Below are 23,461 nucleotides of genomic sequence, written 5' to 3' on the forward strand. Positions count from 1 at the left end.
CCTACCGGGTGAATCGATGAGTCGACGCTTGTACTCGGGATGGGCGTTGGCTTCCACGGCGGCGACCAAGGCGGTGCCTACCCAGACTCCGTCAGCGCCCGCACGCAATGCAGCGGCTGCGACGGTCCCGTCGGATATGCCGCCCGCTCCCAGCAGCAGCAGGTCAGGCCACTTGTGACGGATCGCCCGTAACAGCGCATGCAATGGGATGCGTCCGCGGGCATGGCCGCCCGCCTCGCTGCCCTGGGCGACTATCCCGTTGACGCCGAGTCCAATTGCCGCGGCCGCGAGTTCGGGCGAGGAGGCTTGCATCCACACACGTATGCCTGCAGCACGTAACGTGCTGACCCAGCGCGCCGCCGGTGGGTCGTGGTGAAATACGACCAGCGGTACGTCCATCTGGACGCACGCGTCGATATGAGCGTCCGTGCTGGCAGGCCCGAATCCGATGTCAGCGCAGATGAGGTCCACCCCGAACGGCCCAGAAGTCAAGGTGCGCAGTTGTTCTACCATTACGACTAGGCTCTCTGCAGGATCGGGGGATGCGCCCAGCACACCCAATCCGCCGGCATTGGTGACCGCGGCGGCTAGCTGCTCGTGTGCGATGAATCCCATACCCGCTCCGACGAACGGATGTCTGAGGCCATACTCCTTGGTCAACCGGGTCTCAAGAGCAGGGACATCATTCGGCGCGCCCGCGGCGCGCCCATGGCCGTCGTCAGTAACCGGATCACTGGACGAGTGGGGCATCGCTTGTCTTTTCCTTTCATATACTCCGATTCGGAGTTCCCAACCGAAGATAGTCCGAATCGAAGTACTGTCAAACGCCATGTCGGACAAGCAGCTTACCCCGACGTCGTTCGCGAAACTCGGGCTGCTCTCGATCCAGCCGTTTACGATTTACGAACTTGCTCAGCAGATGGACCGCACGCTCAGCTGGTTTTGGCCCCGGGCGGCCAGCATGATCTATGAAGAGCCGAAGAAGCTGGTGTCCGCCGCCTGGCCACCTCGCAGGTCACCTTCACAGGCAATCAGCGCAGCACCGTCTACGAGATCACCGACCTCGGACGCGCAGCGTTGGCAGACTGGTTCGACACACCGCCGCCGGGATGCGCATCGAGTCCGAAGCCGTGCTCAAGGTGGCGTTCGCCGACGCAGGCGACGTGACTCAGCTACGTGCAGTGGTGCACGAAATCCGGGTCGACGCTGAGACGCGGGACACTGAACTCCTGTCCAAATCAACGAAATACGCAGTCACGGGTGGTCCATTCCCAGACCGCTGACCAATCGTTGCGATCACTGGCAAGCTGCTCTTGAGCCAATATGAGGCTGTTGTCCAGTGGACCCGATGGGCTGAAGACGCGATCGGTGAATGGACCGGCATCACGCCGGCAAGCCGAGGCACAGTGCCGCCTTCGGGGTTCACTTCCGGGTGGCCCGCCGAGCGGGTCGAGCACACCGCCAAACTTCGCAACACGGCGCGAGACTCGGGTTCGCTTGCGCGTGGAGCGATCGCCTCAGTCAACCACCGGGGTGAAAGGCGATGATGGGGAAGGGTTTCGCGCCGCTCGCTGATAGTGGTCGTACGGCGAGTAGGCGCCGGTAGCGAGTTGGAAAAGCCGGTCCCGTTCCGGAACCACCGACACTTCGGCGTGAAAAACTCGCCAAGGCCGCGCGACACTAATCACACTCGTGCAATGAAGCGAGACCTGCGGAACTGGAATCACGATGACCATTATCGGGGAGACGTCAGCCAGCTCGATCGCGGCACCAAAGATGAAAGCCCAGGCGCGCGGGTCACCATCATCTGGGCAATGAGGTACCGACGCCCTCGGTCGGTGGCGCGGATCCATCGTGACGGAAGAAGCCGTCGTCGAGGTGGCGGCGGCCGACTTCTACTGCGAGAAATGCGTCTTCGGCGTCGAGGGGGACGCTGGCGGCGAGGTTCCACACGGCCTTGCCGTACTCCTGGAGAAAGTGTGGGTACCCAGCGCTTGCCGTCACCAGGATGTCGAGCGCTTCGTCGGTGATGTCGCCGCCGGACGTGCGGATGGGGTCCTCGATGGCCGTGGCGGCTGCCAGATCGGACAGGGACCCGATGGTTGAGTACAGGAACTGTCGTTCGGCGTAGGACCGGGAGTCAGCGAGGACGGCAGGCAGGTTGGGAAGTCCGGCGCCGATGATGTGCAAGGGCGCATTGCCGTGACGTTCGGCATGACAGACACGCCGATGCTGACGGTGACCGATATGGCGTCGTCGGTGTGGCGCATTTCTAGTCGAATCCGGTCGGCAATGCGAAGACCGTTCTTGAGATCTTCTGACAGAACGAGAGCCAGCTGGTCCGGCACTGACGATGCTGACACCTTGAATCGGCGCCAGCGCTGGACGGAGGTCGGCCAACGGCGCCTGCCGACCCGGCACGCACCCGCTCGCTCATCAAATGGAGCGACGGCGAATGCCGCTACGTTCGGGTACGCGCCGGTCTGCATGCGGATCTGACAAGGCCGCCGAGAGATCGGCCTATGCTTCAGTTCGGGATGGCGATGCTCATTCCCCCGTCGACCATCCACACGGCGCCGACCGCGAAGCTCGCCAGGTCCGAGGCGAGAAATGCCGCGGCATGGGCGATCTCGGCGGGATCGGCGGCACGTTTGATGGGTGCACCCTTCCCATGCTCGACGAGCGCGTTGGCATCACCGAGGATGTTCGTCACGACGTCTCCGGAACCGATGGCGTTGACCCGAATGCCGTGATCGATGCCCTCCAGGGCGGCGGTGCGTGTCAATTGTGCAAGTGCTCCCTTGGAAGCGGCATAAGCCGAGATCGTCGCGAAGCTCTGGAAACAGGCGTATGAGCCGATGTTGACTATGGCTCCACGTCTTTGCGGAACCATGGCCTGCATGGCTTCGCGCGTATGGAGGAAGGCACCGGTCACGTTGACACCCAGGATGCGGTTCCAGTCGTCGAGCGTCGTCTCAACGATGGGCTTGTTGATGATGATGGCAGCATTGTTGATCAAGATGTCGAGCCCGCCGAAGCGATCCTTGGCCAACGAGACCGCCTCGGTCGCTGCACGTTCGGTGGCGATGTCACCGACGAATGGCTCTATGCCGTCGACCCCTGAGAACAACTTCGTCACGTCGGGATTTATGTCCTCGGCGACCACACGCACACCGTATTCATGGAGTTGTCGAGCGATCGCGAGCCCGACACCGCTTGCGGCGCCCGTCACGATGGCGACCTTGCCGTTCAGGTTCGCACTGAGATGATCGACGGTGATGATGCCTCCTTGGTTGATGTTCCTTAATTACATGCTGCGGGGCCTGGGCGGCCGTCAAGCGTGGGCGTGGAGTGCCTTCCCCGCCAACGCGAGGTGTGCCTCACCCAGCGCCTCGGTCTGCGTGGGATGCGCGTGGATGAATGGAGTCACGTCGTCCGCGTGTGCCTCCCAGCCACAGATCAATTGTGCCTCTCCGATCATCTCGCCCACCCGCGCTCCGATCATGTGAACGCCGACGACCGCACCGGGCGTTCCGCGACCGCCGGCCTTGACTAGCTTCACCGCCCCCTGGGTACGCAAGAGCTGTGACTTACCGTTACCGGCCAAATCGTATGTCACGGTTTCGATGTCGCCGTACTCTTTGCGAGCGGCCTCTTCCGTGAGCCCCACGGAAGCGATCTCGGGACTGCAGTAGGTCACCCTGGGGATCGCTGAGTCGTCGACACGGCGCGGGCCCATACCGGCGATGTGCTCGGCCACGAAGATGCCCTGCTGGAAACCCCTATGAGCGAGCTGCGGGCCGGCAACGATGTCGCCGACGGCGTAGACGTTGCAAACACTAGTCCGCAATTCGGAATTCACCACCACATGGCCGCCGTCGAGTCGGATCCCCGCTTGGTCGAAACCCATGCCGGAAGTGTTGGGCCGGCGTCCGACGGCTACGAGCAGCAAGTCGGCGGTCATCTCGTCACCCGAGTCCAGGGTGACGACCACGTGGCCGTGTCCGTCGTGGGCGGCGACGTCCTCGACGTCCTCGACGTCCTCGACGTCCTTGACGTCATTGACTCGTACATTCGTATGCACCACAATGCCGCGGCGTCGCAAGGCGCGCTCGAGCCCGGACGAGAGGAAGGGATCTTCACTGGGGACGAGCCGGGGCAGGGCCTCGACGATGGTCACGCTAGCGCCGAAAGAGCGCCAGAGACTGGCGAATTCGACACCGATGACACCACCGCCCAGGACGATGATGCGCTCGGGCACGTGACTGATTTCCAGCGCCTGTTCTGAGGTGACGACTCGGGCGCTGAGGGGGACGTCTGGCATCGTGTTGGGACTCGAACCCGTGGCGAGTACTAGATTTCGGCCCGAAATTCGGGTGCCGTCCACCTCGATCGCGTCCGGCGCCACGAGAGTTCCCGTCCCAGTCACTACCGCGATCCCCCGAGATCTGACTAGACCCCGGAGGCCTTTGTAGAGTTTGTCGACGACCCCGCCCTTGTAGGCAAGAACCCCGGACATGTCGATACCAGCGAGCGATGAGCGCACACCGAAGGTGTTGCCATCGCGCACGCTGTCCGCAATTTCCGCTGTGTGTAGGAAGGCCTTGGTGGGGATGCAGCCCCGGTGTAGGCAGGTGCCGCCGAGTTCGCGTTGCTCGATGAGGAGGACTGATTGTCCGAGTTGGGCAGCTCGAAGAGCGCAGGCGTACCCGCCGGATCCTCCTCCGAGCACGACGACGTCGGCCGATCTTTGGTTCACGAGCGTCCTTTCGGGCGGTGCGCAGCGGATGTCACAAGGCGAGGGCGAGCGAGGGACGTTCGAGCAGTCGGGCGATGTGAGCGAGTGTCTGGCTGCCCAACTGTCCGTCTACCAGCCGGTGATCGAAGGACATGGCAAGAGTGCAGGTGCTTCGGAGGGCGACCTCGCCGTCGTACTCCCACGGGCGGCGGGCAATCTGTCCGACGCAGAGAATACCTGCCTCACCGGGGTTGAGGATTGGTGTCCCGCCGTCGATGCCGAACACGCCAATGTTGGTGATGGTGAACGTACCTCGGGCCATGGCTTCCGGTTGGGTGCTACCGGCGCGCGCCGTGCTCACAAGGTCGTCCAGCGCGTTGCACAACTCCCGCATGCTCAACGACTGGGCGGCCTTGATGTTGGGCACCAACAGGCCTCGCGGTGTTGCTGCGGCGATCCCTAGGTTGACGTCTCGATACTGCACTATCTCCGCGGCCTCGCCGTCCCAGGATGTGTTCATCGCGGGGTACGCCCGTAACGCCGACAGCGTCGCTCGCGCGATCAGGGCTAGCGGGTTGAGCCGCACACCGGCGAACTCCCGGTCCTTGCGGAGTTCTTCGAGCAGGTTCAGCGTCTCCGTGACATCCACAGTCACCCACTCCGTGACATGGGGAGCGGTAAAGGCCGATGCCACCATCGCGGCCGCAGTCGCCTTGCGGACTCCCTTGATGGGTGAACGCGTTTCAGCGGCTGTTGCCGTGTCGGCTGCGGCGTCGCTCGGTGCCGTTGCCCGTGCTGCCGCAGCCTTTTCGACGTCGGCGCGCGTGACCTGTCCGTACGATCCGGTGGGAGTGACGGTGTCGAGGTCTGCGCCGAGTTCGCGGGCACGCAGCCGCACCGGCGGGCTGGCGTATGGTCTGGCCCCCCGTGATGCCCGCGCGGAGGGCGCGTTGCTCGTCCGATACCCCGGTACTCGGGGTTTGCGTTCCACCTTGGCGCGGCTCGGACCGTACCCCACGAGGACGGGCTGGCGTGGTTCCGACTTGTCGTCAGGCATTGGCGTGGGGCTCGCAGGCGGGACCGATACCGTCGTCTCACCCTCCAGGGACGTATCGCCGAAGGTGACTAGCACGGACCCGACGTCAACGGTGTCGCCCTCGGCGCCGTGCAGGGCGATTATCACCCCGGCGTGGGGGGAGGGCAGCTCGACGAGCGATTTGGCGGTCTCAACCTCGACGAGGCTCTCGTTTATTGCCACCGTATCGCCAACCGCCACCAACCATTTGACGATTTCGGCTTCGGTTAATCCCTCGCCGACATCGGGCAAGAGGAACTGCTGACCTGTTGTCATCTTGGTCCTTCAACCGCATCGTTCGGGTTCAGTACTGGTCCAGTACATCGATCGCATCGAGAACTCGATCGATTCCTGGCAGGTAGAGCTCTTCGGTACGCGCAGGCGGATATGGGATGTTCCACCCGCCGACGCGCTGCACAGGGGCCTGAAGTAGTGAGAAGCACTGTTCGGTGATCGTGGCCGCCACCTCCGCGCCGAGACCGCCGAAAGTCGGCGCTTCGTGCACCACTATCGCCCGCCCGGTCTTCCCGACGGAGGCGGTCATGGTGTCGACGTCCAACGGGGACAACGTGCGTAGGTCGATGACCTCCAGTGACCGCCCCTCCGAGGCGGCCACGGTCGCGGCATCGAGCGCGACTCGGACCGTCGGGCCGTACGCGAGCACGGTGGCGTCCGTGCCGGGTCGCGCCACGCGGGCGCGGTCGAACGGATGAGCCTGCGCCAGAGTTGATCCCGTGTGCACCGGTGCCTTGTCCCAGTAACGTCGTTTGGGCTCGTAGAAGATGACCGGGTCGTCACACGCAATTGCCTGCTGAATCATCCAGTACGCATCGTCGGGGTTGGCGCATGCCACGACGCGCAGGCCCGCGGTGTGACAGAAGTACGCCTCATTGGATTCGCTGTGGTGCTCGACCGCTCCGATCCCGCCGCCGCAGGGCACTCGGATGGTCACGGGGACGTTGATCTTCCCACCGGAACGGGCCCGCATCTTGGCCAACTGGGAAACGATCTGATCAAAGGCGGGATAGATGAACCCATCGAATTGGATTTCACACACGGGCCGGTATCCACGCATCGCCAAACCGATTGCAGTGCCGACGATCCCGGATTCGGCCAGCAAGGAATCCACCACCCGGAGCTCGCCGAATTCGGCGCGAAGCCCCTCGGTGACGCGGAACACTCCACCGAGGGCACCGATGTCCTCGCCTATCATCATGACGGAGTCGTCGTCGAGCATGGACTGGCGCAGGCCGACGTTGAGTGCCTTGCCCATGGTGAGAGTTTCGACGGCGGAGGACGCGTCGGTCATTGCCGCAGTCATACGAAGGATTCCCTCCATGCCGAGAAGGCTTCGCGTTCGTGGCGGATCGCCGCGGTTTCTTGCGCAAGGGTGTGACGGAAGCTGTCTTCGAGCGGCGGAGCATCGAGTGCCAGGCAGCTCGCCCTCGTCAGTTCGGCGAGAGCGATCGCATCGGCTTCCAGCGCCGCGTGGTAGTCGGAGTCTGCCCACCCCGTTTCGTCGAGTAGTCGGCGAACCCGGGTCAATGGATCACGGTCTTCCCACAGGTGCAGTTCGTCGTCGTCGCGATACCGCTTTGGGTCATCGGAGGTCGAATGCCCGGCTATCCGGTAGGTGATGGCTTCGATGAGTTCGGGCGGCCCGCCATTTCGGATCCGCTGTGCGGCCGCGGTGGTCGCGGCGTGCACTGCCAGCACGTCATTTCCGTCAACGAGCGTGACGGTGAGGCCGAATCCTCTCGCGCGTACGTGAATCGGTGTGCGGCTCTGCTGGATTGACGGGGTGGAGATCGCCCACTGATTGTTCTGGCAGAAGAACAAGATGGGAGCGTCGTGCACCGCGGCCCAGTTGAATGCCTCGTTCGCATCGCCCTGGCTAGCCGATCCGTCGCCGAAGTAGCACATCACTACCTCGTCGATCTCAGGATCACGGCGGCGGTCGGCAGCGACCCCCAGCGCGTAGCCGGTGGCATGTAGCAGTTGCGTCGACAGAACGAGCGACGTGATGTGGAAGTTGTAGTCGTCGGGGTTCCAGTTGCTGTGAGCAGTGCCGCGCCACTGACTCAGCTGTTCGGCGGGTGTAATGCCCCGGCACAGTGCCGACGCGTGTTCACGGTATGAGGGGAATACGTGATCAGTGGCCCGCAGTGCGTGCATGCTGCCTACCTGAGCAGCCTCCTGGCCGCGGCACGACAGCCATAGCCCAAGCTCGCCCTGGCGCTGAAGGTGGATGGCTTCTTGGTCAAAGCGGCGAGCTAGCACCATGTCTCGATATAGCTCGCGGACCAACGCCGGGTCGACTGCCGAGCTGTCGCAGGACAGTGTGCCGTCGCCATCGAGGATCTGGCTCATCGCGGTGTTGACGCTTCTTCCGTCCGTCGTGGTGTGTTGATCGGCCAGGTCGGTCATTGCGCTTTCTCCTTCACGGAACATCCGTTCAATCGCGTCATGGAAGCGGATCGATGATGTAGCGGTTGACCGGACACTGCCTGATCGCGGGCGTGCACCCCGGATGTGCCACTCACGGTGACCGTGGCCACCCGGTAAGGGGCGAGTGCCGCCACGAACGCCTCGCATCGCTCGGGGGAGGCGTTGAGGTGCAACACCAAGACGTGGTCATCCGACTCGAGTGTCTCGGCAGTGAACTCCACCTGCAGTTCGCGGACACGCTCGCGGTCGGCGGCGTGGGGGCGAAGTGTAACGAAGACCGACTGTCGAAGGTGTGCATCGCGATCGAGTTCGATGACATGCTGCACCTCGACCAGGCGGTTGAGGCGAGCTATCAAGAGCTGCAGTCGATCGTGTACCGCGGTATGCACGGTCAGTTGGATGAACCAGCCGGGTGCGATCTGCGACTTCGTGGCGGTGATCGCGACGATCTCGATGTCCACTGGGAGCAAGATCGTCGCGATTCGGCCCGGAACGGCCCGGCCCGGCCCGGCCAGCACGGCGAGGTGGTGCGCGACCATCGGAACCCTCTCTGCCGCATCGATATTCGTGGGAGATCAAGACTCCGTTCACGGTATGCGGTGGATCACGAAGGTCGCAACAAAATACGTACTGATCGCTTCAAGGAGCAACTAAGAGGCGCTTGAAGCGACGCACGGGCTCGGTACTTGCATCACGGCGCAATAAAGTGAAATCTAGCTGCATGCTCGACGACATCGACCGCGACATCGTCCGCCTTCTGCGCGAGGATGGTCGTCGAACCGTGCGCAACATCGCCGACCGGGTAGGTCTGACGGTGGCTCCAGTGAAGAGACGTATCGACCGGCTCGAACGGGTCGGAGTCATCGCGGGCTACACGATTCGAGTCGACACGGCAAAGATGGACTCCGAACTCGAGGCGGTGGTGGAGTTACGGGTGGGAGGCAACCTCGAACTCGAGATGATCCTCGCGTTCGCCGAAGACATTCCCGAGGTGATCGAAGTCCTCACGCTTGCCGGCGATCCCGACGCCATCGCGCGGGTCCGGGCAGCCAACATCCACGATCTGCAACGCGTGGTCAACCTGCTCCGAACCAACGGCAGGTTCACCGGGACAAAGACTTTGGTCGTACTCAACTCCTGGTCACGGAGGGGTTAGCGGGAAGATGCCCTCCGCGGGAGTTTGGCCGTCGGCGCCGCGGATTCAGGACGGGCCTGCCAACGACCGAGGTCGTCGTGGCCGCGCTACCCGTCGATCATTCGTTGCATCTCGGTGCGTGTGCACTCGATGTGATCCCACATGGCCGTACCTGCGGCCTTGCCGTCTTCGGCGCGGATGCCCTGCAGGACGAGCTCGTGCTGCGAGAGGCTCGCTTCCTTGAAGAAATTCAGGGCAAGGTCGACTGGCTGGAACATGGCCGCGCGGGCATCCTCGATCGCGGCCGTGAGGTAGGGATTCCCCGCTGCGCGTGCGACTGCGAGATGAAATGCGGTGTCCGCCCGGCGCGCTTCGTCCTTATTGGGCGCGTCCTCGAGCGCGAGCTGCGCCGAGTCCATCTCGTGAAGATCGGCTTGGGTACGGCGCGTGGCGGCGATGCGCGCAGCGATGCTCTCGATCTCGCGGCGGTATTCCGCGAGGCTGAGAAGACTCTCCCGCCGTTGCCGAAGCTCGTGTATCGCGATTTCGGGGGCCAGGCTGTTGTCCTGGACGGTGGCTCCACCGGTAGTGCCGCGCGTAACGGTGATCTGTCCGCTTCCCTCCAACACCCGCAAGCCTTGTCGAAGGGTCTCCCTCGCGACGCCGAGCTCGACTGCGAGCCTGCGCTCGGATGGTAGGCGGTCTCCCGGAACGAGGCGCCCCAGCGAGATCTGACGGCGAATGAAGTCGACCACGTCGGCGTAGCCGGAGATGGGTCGGTCCGGCCTCAAGTGGCTGACGGTGGGTTTGCTCGAGGTCTCGGTCATCCTGCAAGCGTAAATGACGCACAGAAACTTTTTGGGTGCTTGGACCGACATCTGGGCCAATTGCTGTTATGGTCGCCACATCAGAATGGTCTATGTAGTCGTCCAAGCGGACCAACACATGGACACGGCCACCACGACCATCCAGACATCCGGAGGAGACAACAATGCGCAGGCTCGAAATTGCACGACGTCTTGGAGCCGTCGGAGCGGTGGTGGGAGTGGCTGCCTCATTGGTGAGCGCGTGCGCGTCGTCCCCCGGCACCGATGCCTCGGGCGCCGAATGTAAACGCGAATACACGATTGGCTTCAGTCATCCCGTTGGTGAAGCCGCCTTCGTCAAGACGCTGAAGAAGCAAGTAGAAGAGCAAGCCGAGAAGATCGGTTGCGTCTCGGTGCTCATGGACAACACCCAGGCCAACGACCTGCAGTCGCAGCGGGCCGCCCTGGAAACGTGGGTGACCCAGCGTGTCGACGCCATCGTCGTCCTGCCGGTCGACGCGTCGTCGTTGGAGAATCTCAAGAAGAGTGCGCAGGCCAAGGGGATCAAGTGGCTCACCTATGCGGCTCCTGGAGAGGGAACGGACGGCTTCACGGGCTTCAACAACGCGGCGGCCGGGAAGGCGGTTGGCGACGCCGCGGCCGAGTTCATCAAGGAGAGAAATCTCGCCGGGAAAGTGGTTGCCGCAGTCACCACGCTGTCGCCGTTGCCGGACGTCGCAGGACGCTGGAAGGAGCCGATCAAGGCGATCAACGGTGCCGGAGTGGAGATCGTCTCGGAACAGGACTGTGGCGACGAAACGTGCGGTCTGCAGATTGCTGAGACGTTGCTGCGCCAGCATCCCAACCTGCGGGTGTTCGTCGGTATGAACGACGATGCCGCCCTGGGTGCGGCCAAGGCGTTCGCCAACGCGGGGATCGACCCGTCGGAGGTCTTCATCGGAGGGCAGGACGGCAGCCTCGAGGCTCTCAAGGCAGTTAAAGCCGGTGGCGCATACCGCATATCGGCCGCCATCGACATGCCCGAACTCGCCCACGCCGTCGTGCAGAACCCCATCAACGCCGTGAACGGCACCGGCGAAACCTCGACCGAAGCCCCAATCGTGCCAGCCACCTTGAAGGATCCGAAGAAGCTCGACGAACTGATTGAGCAGATGAGCGCCGGATAGCGATCGACGTAACGCAACGACGAGAGAATCGAGATGTGGTGTGAGTATCGCGGTTTCGATCAGGAGCCTGCGCAAGGCCTTCGGCACGAATGAGGTTCTGCGAGGTGTCGATCTCGATTTCACCGCCGGCGAGGTCCATGCGCTTCTGGGGCCCAACGGTGCAGGCAAGTCCACGCTCCTGGGCTGCCTGAGTGGTGCAGCCAAGCCGGACTCGGGCGAGATCGTCATCGGCGGACGCACGTACACGGGATTCAGCCCACAGATGGCGTTCGATGCGGGAACGGCGATCATCTACCAGCACTTCCAGCTGATTGACGACCTCTCGGTAGCCGACAACATCTTCCTCGGTGGCGAGTCCGTCCGTGCCGGCGGCGTGATCCGCAAGGCTGAGCAGCGGTCGGAAACCACCCGCGTGCTCGAACTGGTCGGTGCCACCTTCGACCCCGAGGCCCGGGTCGGCTCACTGACCGTGGGGGAGCGGCAGTTGGTGGAGATCGCCAAGGCCCTTCGTCACCAACCCTCGCTATTGATACTCGACGAGCCCACGGCAGCCCTCAGCGGCGATGAGGCGGAACTGCTGCTGGACTTGGTTCGGCGGCTCGCGACGCAAAGCGGGATCGCGGTCGTGTACGTCACGCACCTCCTGCGCGAAGTGTTGGCCGTCTCGGACAAAGTCACCGTGTTGCGGGACGGCGACGTGCTGTGGACGCGAACGACGACAGACGTCGACTTGGCCTCGCTGGTCGCGGCTATATCCAGTACGCAAGACGCGGAACCGAAGCGGTCAGAAACGGCTGAAAGGCCCTCTCGGTCGGCACCTTCGACCGCTCTGCTCGAAGTCTCCGACTTCGTCGTCGGTGGGCGCGATCCGGTGGATCTCGAGGTGCGCTCTGGCGAAATCGTGGGCATCTTCGGATTGCTGGGGTCTGGACGAACCAACCTGGCCGAGGGCCTCGCAGGAATACGTCGCGGCACCGGTTCGTACTCCATCCTCGGGCGACAGGGCCCCTTTGCGTCTCCGTCGGCCGCGCGACGTGCTGGCGTCGTATTCGTGGCCTCTGATCGCAAGGCGCAGTCGTTGTTCGGGTCGATGACGGCCAGCGAAAATCTGCTGATGCCACATTTTCGATCCCTTAGTCGGCCGATGAGGCGGCGCACTCGTGAGGCAAACATCTTCCGCGACATCGCCGATCTGGTGGGATTGCAGCCGTCGCGTGCCGACCTGGAGGCTGATTCGTTTTCGGGGGGCAATGCGCAGAAGTTGGCCTTGGGGCGGTGGTTGGGCGAACTGGGAACGGCGAGTTTGATGATCCTGGACGAGCCAACCCAAGGGGTCGACGTGGGAGCGCGTGGAGAGATCTATCAACTGCTCAGGTCATTCGCGCAGCTGGAATCGAAGGCTGTCCTGTTCGTTTCGAGCGACCCGGAGGAAATCATGGCCTTGGCCGACCGAATCGTCGTGCTCGTCGAAGGGACGGTCGCCGGTGAGCTGTCCTCACCGGTGGACGAACGCGAACTAGTGGCGCTCGCTCATTCCGAAGGCGACGCCTCCCCCGACACACAGAAGAGAGGTGTGATCCATGCCTAGCGCAACCGCGCTCGTCGAAGAGCCGATCACGCAGAAGCTGAAGGCCCCACGACTATCTCCTGAGTCCTCTCGGTACCTGTTGATGGCGATCGATGCCGTCATGCCGATAGCCACGGTCGCATTGATGGTCTACTTCGCGATTGTGCGGCCGGTGTTCCTGACGACTGAGAACCTCTTGGTCGTAGCGGTTCAGATCGCACCGACCATGGTCGTGGCAGCCGGTGCGGCACTCCTGCTGATGGCGGGATTCGTGGATCTGTCGGTCGGCTCCGTGATGGCGGTTGCCGGGGTCAGCGCGGGCCTCGTCTTCCAATCGCACGGCGCGATACCCGGATTGCTGGTAGGTCTGGGTGTAGGTGCCGTGGCGGGAGCGTTCAACGGCTTCCTGATCGGGATCTTCAAACTGTCTCCGATCGTCGTGACCTTGGGCATGCTGGCCGCGGGCCGTGGATTGGCCCAATACCTGGCCCCTGGATCGGTCTTCGGTTTCCCGGAATCAATATCGCATTTCGGCTCGGGAACGCTTTTCGGTGTTTCCTACTTGGTCGTGATCGCAGTCGTCGTCGTGCTGGTCGCCATGGCCCTGTTGAATTGGTTTCCCTTCGGACGACACGTCATCGCCGTTGGGGTCAATCAACGCGCTGCATTCCTACTGGGAATCTCGGTTGGCCGCTTGATATTTGGGCTCTATCTCGTGGTGGGCGTGCTGGCAGCAGTGGCCGGCCTCCTCACCGTCGCTCGACTGGACAGTGCCCCCAGCGGCACGTTGGGCTCTGGATTCGAGGTGACCGTTCTGACCGCAGTTCTGCTGGGTGCCGTGCCGTTCACCGGCGGGCGCGGAACGATTTGGCGCGTCGTCCTCGGGGTGTGGCTCATCGGCATCCTGGCCAACGGGATGACGTTGACGAATGTTGGTCCCGAGGTCAGCGGCATCCTCACGGGTGCAGTCCTGGTGTTGGCCGCCACGCTAGAAGGCATCCGCTATTGGGTCCGCAAGGCCCTCTAGTCGAATGCCTGATCACCGACATGGCTCGTCGCGGGACGCGTCCATTCGAGTGATGAACCGTCCATTGTCCTTTCACGGTGTCAGAGATGGGTGACGTATGACGACGATGCACAACCGTAAGCCCAGAATCGGGCTCACGGGACGTAGATTCAAAGCAGAGACTGCTGGTTTGCCACAAGGCTTCTGGGATGCCGGGGTGGATGCCTACATGACCGAGTATGCGGACTCGATCGTGAAGGCCGGCGGTACCCCCTTGCATCTGCCGCTCGGAGTCGATCCGGCCGATATTCTCGAGGTCGTCGACGGCCTGGTCTTCGTGGGAGGCGCCGACGTGGACCCGCGCCTGTATGGTTCGGCGCCAGGCCCCATGTCGAGCTTCCTGGAGCCCGTGCGCGACCAGTTCGAAGTGGCCCTTCTGCGGCGGGCCTTGGATTTCGACATGCCGATCCTGGGGATTTGTCGCGGGGCGCAACTGATAAACGTCGTCTTGGGCGGAACGCTGGTGGCGCACCTGCCCGTTGGTGAAGGCGAGTCGCATTCGTCATATGCGTATCCTCGGGCTCATCGGACGCATATGGTGAACTTCGAACCCAATTCGCTTGCCGAGCAGCTATACGGGCCAAGCGCGCGCGTCAATTCCTTTCACCACCAAGCAGTATTGGAGCCAGGTCGCGGTGTCGTCGTGACGGGACGTGCAGCCGACGGCGTCGTGGAGTGCTACGAGGTCGCCGACAGACCCGTAGTGGGTGTTCAGTGGCATCCGGAAGTCTTCCTCGACGACCCCATATTCCATTGGCTCGTCAGTGCCAGTGCCAGTGCTAGTGCTAGTGATCAACACGACAACATGAAGGAGGGTGCAGCGTGAGCACACGCCACGAAGGAAAGGTAGCTTTCGTCACCGGGGCAGGATCCGGAATCGGCAAGGAAATCGCGCGTCGTCTTGCGCGTGAGGGCGCCAAGGTCATGGTGACGGACATCGACCCGGGACTTGCCAAGGAGACTGCGGAAGAGATCACGAATGACGGTGGGAGTGCCCTGTCGGCAGTTGTCGACGTTCGGGATCGACCCGCGATCCGAGCGGCGGTCGAAGCAACCGAATCGGCCTGGGGCGCCTTGCATTTGCTGGTCAACAATGCTGGTTTGGTAACACCTCATTCGTTCCACGACCTGACCGACGAAGCCTGGGATTTGGTGCTCGACGTCAATCTCAAGGGCCAGTTCCTGGTGGCGCAGACTGCGGCTCCACTCATTGCCAAGTCAGGTGGTGGAGCCATCGTGAATCTCTCCACCATCGAATCAGTCGTCGTCGTTACTTCGGGTGTGACGACGCAACCGCACTACAACGCGAGCAAGGGGGGCGTCCCCAACCTGACGAAGGCCATGGCCATCGAGCTCGCTCCCGACAACATCAGAGTGAACTGTGTCGCACCAGGTCCCATCGCCACCGACTTCTTCGACTACGAGTTGGTGACCTCGGAGGCGGGCCTCGAATCCATGAAGCAGCGACTGCTCATCCCGCGTGTTGGCAGGCCCGACGACATCGCGAGCGCCGTCTCCTTCCTACTATCCGACGATGCGTCGTTCATCGATGGCATTCAACTGCCAGTAGACGGAGGGTGGCTGACTCGGTGAAGGCCGAATACTTACTCGATCCCGACTCGCTGGTCGAGCGGGGTTACCACACAGTGGTCGTCGCTTCACCCGACTTGCAAGGCCGCCTCGTCGGCCGGCGTGTACCCGCGGAGTCGTTTCCACGGATCGTGCGGCAGGGTGTTGAGGTCTGCACCTGCGTCTACGCCTGGGATCTCGATCAGGACTTCTCCCTGATCGAGAAGAACGTGTTCCCGCTGTGCGGCATGCACAACGGACTTCCCGACGTCACGTTCAAACCGGACCTGACGACCCTGAGGACCGCGGCCTGGCTGGACGGGACCGCCATCTGCTTAGCAGACCCGTGGGATGGGAAGCGGCAAGAATTTCTGCCGCTCTCTCCGAGAACGATTCTCCGCCAACAGATCGAGCGGTTCGAGGCGCTGGGGCTCCATCCGAAGATGGGGACCGAGCTGGAGTTCTACCTCTTTCGCAACGATCCGCGCGAACTCAGGAAGAGCGGCTTCCAGAACTTGGAGCCGACGACAGTCGTGCCCGCGGACTTCATGATCCACGAGGGCAGCATCTTCGAGCCGTTCTTTCGGAAGCTGCGGAAGGATCTGCAGGACTCCGGGATCGACATGGAAGCGGCACAGTCGGAGTGGGGGACCGGACAGTGGGAGATGACCTTCCGATATGGCGATCCCTTGGAAATGGCGGACCGCCACGCAATCTACAAGCTGGCCGTCCGAGACAGCGCGGTAGCGGCCGGTCTGAGCGTGACGTTCATGGCGAAGCCGATCAACGACGGACAGCCCGGATCGTCCTGTCACGTGCACTTCTCGGCACTCGACCACAGCGGTGCGCCGGCGTTCTGGGACGAAGCCGCAGAATCGGGGATCAGCGACAGGATGCTCCACGCGATCGGAGGCGTGCTCCAGGAAATCCCGACCTTCATGGCGTGGTACGCGCCAACCGTCAACTCCTACCGTCGAGCCAACACCAGCGATGCTGCCGGTTGGGGACGCACCTGGGGGATGGACAATCGCACGACGTCCGTTCGTATTGTCGGGCAAAGCGCCCAGGACCTGCGATTCGAGTTTCGCCTCGCGGGTGCCGATACGAATCCCTACCTGACCCTGTCGGCGCTGCTCGCCTCGGCCCGCCTCGGCATCGATCAGGGTTTGGTCCCGCCCACCATGACGGCGGGTAACGGATATGACTCGGCGATAGATCCCGATCTACCACTGCATTTGGGCGATGCTGCCAAGGCGTTCGCTGCTTCGGGGTTCGCCTCGGATGAGTTCGGCCCGGCTGTCGTCGAACACATTCGAATTCTGCTGGAACACGAATGGACGACGTTCATGAGAACTGTGAGCGACTGGGACCTCAAGCGTTACTTCGACAGGATCTGATATGGACATTGCCATCCCACCGTCAACGACATGGGTCGGAGGCTCGAGCGAACCGTCTGGCTCAGCCAGAACGGAAACCCTCTACGACCCGAATACTGGTGAGGTACTGACTCAGTACGCATTCTCATCACCAGAGCAGATCGACCGCGCACTCGCCTCCGCGTGGAGTGTGCACGAGTCACGAAGTTGGCACTCGATCGGGGTCGACGGCCGAATCCCGTACTTGCTTGAGCTGGCCGCCCTGCTCGACGAGCGACAATCTGACATCGCGCTGCTGGATTCTCTCAACAGCGGTGTAACCCTCACCGAGACAAAGCTCTTCGCTTCAAGTCTCGGTGACACGATCCGCACCGCAGTTCAACTTGCCGACGCCAGGGCGCGTCCAGTCGATCTCAATGCCTCCCAAGGTCCCGTCGAACTTCGCCGGCTCGCGTGGGGCCCCACGGCGCTGATCGCGCCGTGGAATGCGCCTTCGGCGGTTGCAGTCAAGAAGATGGCCTACGCGCTCGTGGCAGGCGCCCCCGTCGTCCTCAAGCCCTCTCCGTTCTCGCCGTGCAGTTCAGAACTGGTGGCGCAGGCCGTCGCCGAGGCAGGTTTTCCCGACGGTGTCTTCTCGCTGGTGCTCGGGGATGGAGAAGCGGGTAACCAAATCTGCGCTGATCCGCGGATCAAGGCCATCTCGATGACCGGGTCGACGGCGACCGGGCAACTCATCGCGAAAGCGAGCGCACACAACCTCACCAAGCTCAGGTTGGAGCTGAGTTCGAACAACCCTGCGATCGTCTTGGCAGACGCCGATGTCGAGCGGACAGTCGACGCGGTCGCGAAGGGCATGACGAAGCTGAACGGTCAGTGGTGCGAAGCGCCACGTCGGGTCTTCATCGAAGAGCCGCTGTTCGCAGATTTCGTCGACGAACTGACCCGGCGCTTGAACGATGTGCGCCTCGGCTCGAGTCTGGACGAGGCCACCGAGGTCGGGCCGATGGCCTACCGCCAGCGCAGGGACGAACTCGTTGCGCAGCGTCAGCAACTCGTCGACCAGGGGGTGACGGTAGGAACGAGCGCCACGGTACCGGGGGTGGGGTGGTTCTTCGCTCCTACGGTGGCGTCACACTCGTTCGTCGAGATGCCCGGCGAGGTCTTCGGACCCATGATCACCGTCGAGCCCTTCGGCCAGGAGGCCGAAGCCATCGCTTCCTCGAACGCCGGCTCGCACGGCTTGGCGGCCTACGTGTTCGGTGAGGACGTCGACCATGCCCTCTCCGTTGGAGGTCGGATCGAGGCCGGTGAAGTCAAGATAAACGGCACCAGCCTCTTGGACATGTCACCGGAGTCTGCCCAAAGTTTCTTCGGAGGCAGCGGACTCGGCGGTCACGGCGACGCCGACGTACTCGACTTCTACGCCGGCAAGCAGATCGTCGGCCAGGACCTCGTCGACGCTCCGATCTGACGATCCGAACGCTGCAAGCCGAAACGAAGACACGCTGCTAGCCCGAAGGACTGAAGACTTATGAACGACAGCGCAAGACCCGCGACGGTCGGCTCGACCTATCGCGAACGCCTTGCCGCACGAAACATCTCGCTTCCCACCCCGCCATCTCCGGCAGCTCAATACATCGCCGCGAACGTCTGTGGTGACCTCGTCTTCATCGCAGGCCAGCTGCCCTTCGTGGAGGGCGTGCTGCCGTCTACCGGTCGGCTGGGGGCTGAGGTGGACGTGCAGTTGGGCCGAGACCTGGCCAGGACGGCAGCACTGAACGCGCTCGCCGTAGCAGAGCAGGCTCTCGGTGGTTTGGACGAGGTTCGAGTTGCCCAGATGACGGTATTCGTCGCGAGCACCAACGATTTCTTCGAGCAGCACTTGGTGGCGGACGGCGCGAGTCGACTCCTCACCGACGTTCTCGGAGACGCAGGTCTGCACGCTCGAGCCGCCGTGGCGACTCCTGTGCTGCCGTTCAACAGTCCCGTTGAAGTCTCCCTGACGCTCGCCGTCCCGAATCCCTCACCCCCCGACACTCGAAGGGCCGATCAATGAACAATCTCGTGACGCCGGAAATGCTCCTCACCGCACGAAAGCACGTGTCGCAACACGCCTATCACACGCCGTTACTGACCTCGCGACTGCTCAGCGAAGCCACCGGGTACGACGTCCGACTCAAGGCCGAGTGTTTCCAACGGACTGGTTCATACAAGTTCCGCGGACCTCTCAACAAAATCGCCCAAATGACACCCGACCAGCGTGCGCGGGGGGTGATTTGCTCCTCGGCCGGGAACCACTCTCAGGGTGTCGCGCTCGCCGCCAGGATCAACGACGTCCGCGCCGTCGTCGTCATGGCCCAGAATGCCACCCCGTCGAAGATCGCGGCGACGAAGAGCTACGGCGCAGAAGTAGTCCTTCACGGCAGCATCTGGGATGAGGCCAATGACAAGGCACTCGAGCTGGTGGAATCAGAAGGGCTGACCTACATCCACCCGTTCGATGACCTCGACCTGATCGCAGGCCAAGGCTCCCTCGGCATGGAGATCATCGACGACTTTCCGGACGTCGACGCAGTCGTCGTGCCCATCGGCGGCGGAGGGCTAATATCTGGCGTCTCGTCAGCGCTGAAGGCCTTCAGACCCGAGTCGAAGATCATCGGCGTGGAATCCTCCGATGGCCCCGCGATGCAGAGATCGCTCACCGATGGAACCGTCCGCCGATACCAGGACATCAATACGATCATCGACGGATTGCGCGTCCAACGAGTGGGGCAGAACAACTTCAGCATTGTCCGAGACCTCGTCGATGACATCGTGACTCTGCCCGATTCGCAGATCTTCGAGGCACTCGTATGGGTGATGTCGCACGCGAAGGTCGTCGTCGAGGGCGCCGCCGCCGCACCCGTGGGCGCATTGCTGCAGGGTCTCATCGACATGCCGCCGGGGTGCCGGGTCGCGTGTGTCCTGAGCGGTGGGAATCTTGACTTGCGGCAGCTGGAAGGTATGCGATGGAATTGAGCGCCAAGACACCTCACGCCGTGAGCAACGGAAGGACATTCCGGTGAGAATTCAGGCTTACTTCGAGGAATGGTCGCGGCAGCCGGGCGATGTCGTTCGAATGGCCGTCAGCACGACGCATCCCACGGTGCACGCCAGTCTCGAAAGACTCACCTCGGGTCCCAACCGCGACAGTGAGTCGTTCGCGCACCCCGTCCCGGGGTTGGACGTGGCGATACCAGGTCGTGTGCAGCCCACCGCCGTCGGGTCGTACGCGTCGCTGCCACTCGGAGCGGGCGTCCCACGTGACTATGCCGTCCACCTCTGGTTCTGGTCGACTGTCCCCGAATGGACGGGCAGCCAAGTCATTTGGATGCTGCCCGGTGATGATGGTCGGTTAGGCGTTTCGATCTCCGACAATCGCGTCCACCTGGTCGACGGCGATCGCGAGTTCGACCTCGACCTGCGGGTCGAACCCAGGACCTGGTACTCGTTGTCAGTTCAGGTCAGCGCTGACACCGACTCGACGACCGCAGCCGTGAGCTTGGTCCAGATCTCGGGACTGCCCCGGTCTGAACGACATCAATCGACCGAGGTCGAGATACTCGGTAGTGCGGGCCACGGCAGCGAACTGTTACTCCTCGCCGCCGGTGCGGTGGACGAGAGTGGCTCGCCGCTCAACGCCTACAACGGCAAAATCGACAGCCCGTCGATCTTTTGGCGAACGCTGAGCGCCGAGGAGATCGGTCGACTTCATGACGGCAGCCTTGCGCAGGTGGCCGATCTTGCCTGGGATCTCACCAGAGAGCCGGTCGGCGATGCCATTCATGAAACGTCAGAGCGCGCTCCCCTTGGAACTGCGCACAACGGCGCAGAGCGGGCGGTGACCGGACACAACTGGACCGGCTTGGTCGACGCGTTCACGACGGCACCGGACCAGTATGCTGCCATTCAGTTTCACGACGACGCCATGATCGACGCCAACTGGGAGTACGACCTGGAGTTCTCGCTGCCCGACGACATCGTCGGCGGTGTGTACGCGGTGCGGCTCGAGGCTGAGGGAGACGTCGATCACTACCCCTTGTTCGTCCGCGGCCAGGAATCCAAAGCCGATGTGCTACTGATCTTTCCGACCAACACGTACCTGGCATACGCCAACGATCGGCTTGCCGCCGGTGAGCTCAACGACTTGATGGGCCACGAAAAGGTGGTGTCCGAGGACGAGCAGTACCTCCACGACCACCTGTCGTTCGGCAAGTCGTGCTACGACGTGCACACGGACGGTACCCCCGTGCGGTACAGCAGTCGCCGACGTCCCTTGGTCAATGTACGTCCGCAGCATCCGAACTGGCTCACCGGCACTTACCGGCACTTCGCCGTGGATCTGCTCCTCCTGGAGTGGTTGGAGCGTTCACCGTTCACCTATCACGTGGCTACCGACGAAGATCTCCACTTGCACGGCAGTGATTTCTTGTCACGGTACGACGTCGTAGTCACGGGTTCGCACCCGGAGTACTGGACCAACGTCGCACTGACCGCATTGGAAGACCACCTGCGTACCGGTGGCAAGCTGATGTATTTGGGCGGGAACGGCTTCTACTGGGTCACGACGCATGACCCAGCTCGACCCTGGCGGATCGAGGTCAGACGCGACAATGCCGCGCTGCGCGCCTGGGATGCACCGGTGGGGGAGCGCAACCACGTGCATACCGGTGAGCCAGGAGGAATCTGGCGCTTTCGTGGTCGTAGCCCCAACCGCCTCGCGGGGGTGGCGTTCGCTACCGAGGGATGGTCGAAGGCGCAGGGTTTTCGCCGAACTCCGGAGAGTTACACCGGTCCAGCCAGTGTCTTCTTCGAGGGTATCGACGAGGACCTGATCGGCGATTTCGGTTACATTCTGGGCGGTGCCGCCGGCGATGAGTGTGATCGCTTCAACCCCGTGTATGGGTCACCGCCTCAGACGGTGGTGTTGGCCTCGGCAACGGGTTTCGGGCCTGAATACGTCGCCGTCAACGAAGAGACGCTTATTCCGAGGCCAAACCAGGACGGCCCGAACATGCCGGACATCGTGCGTGCCGACATGGTGTACATCCCCATTCATGGGGGCGGGGAAGTGTTCTCTGCCAGTTCGATTGGCTACGCCGGCGCAATTGCCTGGAATGACTTCGACAACAACATTGCTGCGCTAACCAACAACGTTCTCACAGCCTTCGTCAACCGCAAGTCGCAGTGAACGCCTTGAGGCAAACGACGCGGCTTGATCGTCCATAGCGGGGCATCCGCCTGCCAGTCGCAGCGGAGGGTCGATCGAGCGCGTATCCATCCGCGGCGCCCAGTGGTCGCGCGCTTGTTCGGGACTCCGAGATGGTGGCGGTGCCGAATAGCCCAATCAAGGACTCCACCAACGTATTTGCCGGTGTCGACGTACATGTTGCCGGGGCCACGACGGGTGGGTTCAGTCACATGAAGCGTCAGTGACATGACACCGAAGACTTCGACGGTCGCAGCGTCTGCGGTGGCCCGGCTCGGACACCGCAGGGACGTTCTACGGCTGTTCTCCAGTAATCACCTGACGCTCTCCATGAGGTGCAGGTGACCCGCCGGACACGATTGGTGGTGTCACACGGTGGGCCCCAGTCATTCTCAAACGCCCTGTGCGACGGCCGACGTCGAGCGCGACGCGAAGGTCGGCAAAGGCGCTGCACCGTTCGTCGACGGGTACCGGTTTCGGTGGACATGCCGATGGGTTCGAGGGGCCAACCCTGGCCGCAATCAAAGCAAGAAACATCATGACGAGATTCCACACCGCAGAGCGCCTCGACACCCCCGTGGGAGACCGAGGCGGTACGAAGGGATGCAAACAACCTCTCCCGGCGGGGCCGTCGCCCCCTGGATCACCGGCCCTGTCCTGGATGGGATGAGGCTCGTGTCGACGGCCGGACCAATGAGCGATTCGTTCGCGAAGCGGTGGCCCATGGCGAGCACCTATTGCATCGTGCGCGGGGTCTCACCCGCCGACATGCCGACGCTGAAGACCTGGTGCAACAGACTCTGCTAAGGGCGTATCTGTCCTTCGCCAATTTCCGGGAGGGGACCAATCTCAAGTCCGGGCTCTACCGGATCATGCAAAACACGTGGGTTGACGGATACCGCTCGTCCCAGCGTCGCCCACCGGAGCAGCTCAGCGCGGAAATCACCGATTCACAACTGCAGGAGTATGCAGCGCAAGGCCCCAGCAGTTTGAGCTCCGCCGAGGCGGAAACCATGAAGGAGCAGCCCGGCGAGGCGGAGTCGGTGCTGCTGACACTGCCCGCCGATCTGCGGGAAGTCATCTACTACGCCGACATCGAGGGCTATCGCAACACCGAGATCGCCAGTCTCCTCGGCATTCCGGTCGGCATCGTGGGTTCGCGACTGCACCGGGGGCGAACTCCCGTGCGCGAAAGGCTGGTCAACAGTGGTGATCGTCCGTGAGCCATTCGTTACTGCGGGTCTAG

Annotated in this window: 21 protein-coding genes; 12 read left to right on the plus strand and 9 right to left on the minus strand. The window is 62.8% G+C overall.

Annotated elements, in window-relative coordinates:
* The 8 genes from ABW137_RS06385 to ABW137_RS06420 form a co-directional block, all read right to left on the minus strand.
* The coding region (locus tag ABW137_RS06385) for a nitronate monooxygenase (protein WP_526398078.1) at positions 1 to 831 on the minus strand (831 nt) is incomplete at its 3' end.
* Between the two features lie 972 nt (positions 832 to 1,803).
* A complete protein-coding gene (locus ABW137_RS06390) occupies positions 1,804 to 2,190 on the minus strand; it encodes a hypothetical protein (RefSeq protein ID WP_526398041.1) in 387 nt (128 codons plus the stop codon).
* A gap of 337 nt (positions 2,191 to 2,527) precedes the next feature.
* A complete protein-coding gene (locus ABW137_RS06395) occupies positions 2,528 to 3,232 on the minus strand; it encodes an SDR family NAD(P)-dependent oxidoreductase (RefSeq protein ID WP_526398043.1) in 705 nt (234 codons plus the stop codon).
* Between the two features lie 102 nt (positions 3,233 to 3,334).
* Positions 3,335 to 4,759, minus strand: a complete 1,425-nt coding sequence (gene lpdA, locus ABW137_RS06400; RefSeq protein WP_526398045.1) for a dihydrolipoyl dehydrogenase — start codon at positions 4,757 to 4,759, stop codon at positions 3,335 to 3,337.
* 31 nt (positions 4,760 to 4,790) lie between these two features.
* Entirely contained in the window at positions 4,791 to 6,089 is a 1,299-nt protein-coding gene (locus tag ABW137_RS06405) for a 2-oxo acid dehydrogenase subunit E2 (protein WP_526398047.1), read from the minus strand.
* A gap of 28 nt (positions 6,090 to 6,117) precedes the next feature.
* Complete coding sequence (locus ABW137_RS06410; protein ID WP_526398048.1) at positions 6,118 to 7,122, minus strand: alpha-ketoacid dehydrogenase subunit beta; 1,005 nt, start codon at positions 7,120 to 7,122, stop codon at positions 6,118 to 6,120.
* Positions 7,123 to 7,130: 8 nt separating this feature from the next.
* Complete coding sequence (locus ABW137_RS06415; RefSeq protein WP_526398050.1) at positions 7,131 to 8,240, minus strand: thiamine pyrophosphate-dependent enzyme; 1,110 nt, start codon at positions 8,238 to 8,240, stop codon at positions 7,131 to 7,133.
* Complete coding sequence (locus tag ABW137_RS06420; protein ID WP_526398052.1) at positions 8,237 to 8,800, minus strand: hypothetical protein; 564 nt, start codon at positions 8,798 to 8,800, stop codon at positions 8,237 to 8,239. Before ABW137_RS06420 ends, ABW137_RS06415 begins: the two co-directional genes overlap by 4 nt.
* A gap of 182 nt (positions 8,801 to 8,982) precedes the next feature.
* Here ABW137_RS06420 and ABW137_RS06425 point away from each other — a divergent pair, with 182 nt between their 5' ends.
* Positions 8,983 to 9,417, plus strand: coding sequence for an Lrp/AsnC family transcriptional regulator (locus ABW137_RS06425; RefSeq protein WP_526398054.1), 435 nt, complete (start codon positions 8,983 to 8,985; stop codon positions 9,415 to 9,417).
* Positions 9,418 to 9,503: 86 nt separating this feature from the next.
* On the opposite strand, the gene ABW137_RS06430 is transcribed toward ABW137_RS06425, so the two are convergent.
* On the minus strand, positions 9,504 to 10,223 hold the full coding sequence (locus ABW137_RS06430; RefSeq protein WP_526398056.1) for a FadR/GntR family transcriptional regulator: 720 nt from the start codon (positions 10,221 to 10,223) through the stop codon (positions 9,504 to 9,506).
* A gap of 164 nt (positions 10,224 to 10,387) precedes the next feature.
* Between ABW137_RS06430 and ABW137_RS06435 the strand changes: the two genes are divergently transcribed.
* The 11 genes from ABW137_RS06435 to ABW137_RS06485 all read left to right on the plus strand — a co-directional run bounded on the left by ABW137_RS06435 (position 10,388) and on the right by ABW137_RS06485 (position 23,438).
* A complete protein-coding gene (locus ABW137_RS06435; RefSeq protein WP_526398058.1) occupies positions 10,388 to 11,389 on the plus strand; it encodes a sugar ABC transporter substrate-binding protein in 1,002 nt (333 codons plus the stop codon).
* 40 nt (positions 11,390 to 11,429) lie between these two features.
* The gene (locus ABW137_RS06440; protein WP_526398060.1) at positions 11,430 to 12,977 is read left to right on the plus strand and encodes a sugar ABC transporter ATP-binding protein; all 1,548 of its coding nucleotides are present in this window, start codon (positions 11,430 to 11,432) and stop codon (positions 12,975 to 12,977) included.
* On the plus strand, positions 12,970 to 13,983 hold the full coding sequence (locus ABW137_RS06445) for an ABC transporter permease (protein WP_526398062.1): 1,014 nt from the start codon (positions 12,970 to 12,972) through the stop codon (positions 13,981 to 13,983). The genes ABW137_RS06440 and ABW137_RS06445 overlap by 8 nt, the downstream gene beginning before the upstream one ends.
* Before the next feature lie 97 nt (positions 13,984 to 14,080).
* Positions 14,081 to 14,848 carry a gamma-glutamyl-gamma-aminobutyrate hydrolase family protein gene (locus tag ABW137_RS06450; protein WP_526398064.1) on the plus strand — a complete coding sequence of 256 codons (768 nt, stop codon included), beginning with the start codon at positions 14,081 to 14,083 and terminating at the stop codon, positions 14,846 to 14,848.
* Complete coding sequence (locus ABW137_RS06455; protein ID WP_526398066.1) at positions 14,845 to 15,615, plus strand: SDR family NAD(P)-dependent oxidoreductase; 771 nt, start codon at positions 14,845 to 14,847, stop codon at positions 15,613 to 15,615. Before ABW137_RS06450 ends, ABW137_RS06455 begins: the two co-directional genes overlap by 4 nt.
* Positions 15,612 to 16,988 carry a glutamine synthetase family protein gene (locus tag ABW137_RS06460; protein WP_526398068.1) on the plus strand — a complete coding sequence of 459 codons (1,377 nt, stop codon included), beginning with the start codon at positions 15,612 to 15,614 and terminating at the stop codon, positions 16,986 to 16,988. Before ABW137_RS06455 ends, ABW137_RS06460 begins: the two co-directional genes overlap by 4 nt.
* 1 nt (position 16,989) lies before the next feature.
* Complete coding sequence (locus tag ABW137_RS06465) at positions 16,990 to 18,438, plus strand: aldehyde dehydrogenase family protein (protein WP_526398070.1); 1,449 nt, start codon at positions 16,990 to 16,992, stop codon at positions 18,436 to 18,438.
* Between the two features lie 60 nt (positions 18,439 to 18,498).
* Positions 18,499 to 19,023 (plus strand): RidA family protein, encoded by a 525-nt coding sequence (locus ABW137_RS06470; protein ID WP_526398072.1) that lies wholly within the window; start codon positions 18,499 to 18,501, stop codon positions 19,021 to 19,023.
* A 20-nt stretch (positions 19,024 to 19,043) separates the two neighbouring features.
* Positions 19,044 to 19,985, plus strand: a complete 942-nt coding sequence (locus ABW137_RS06475; RefSeq protein WP_526398080.1) for a threonine ammonia-lyase — start codon at positions 19,044 to 19,046, stop codon at positions 19,983 to 19,985.
* A 43-nt stretch (positions 19,986 to 20,028) separates the two neighbouring features.
* Positions 20,029 to 22,197, plus strand: coding sequence for a N,N-dimethylformamidase beta subunit family domain-containing protein (locus tag ABW137_RS06480; RefSeq protein ID WP_526398074.1), 2,169 nt, complete (start codon positions 20,029 to 20,031; stop codon positions 22,195 to 22,197).
* A 734-nt stretch (positions 22,198 to 22,931) separates the two neighbouring features.
* Complete coding sequence (locus tag ABW137_RS06485) at positions 22,932 to 23,438, plus strand: sigma-70 family RNA polymerase sigma factor (protein ID WP_526398076.1); 507 nt, start codon at positions 22,932 to 22,934, stop codon at positions 23,436 to 23,438.
* Positions 23,439 to 23,461: the final 23 nt, after the last annotated feature.

It is taken from the genome of Mycobacterium sp. (assembly GCF_040509115.1).
Lineage (GTDB): Bacteria > Actinomycetota > Actinomycetes > Mycobacteriales > Mycobacteriaceae > Mycobacterium.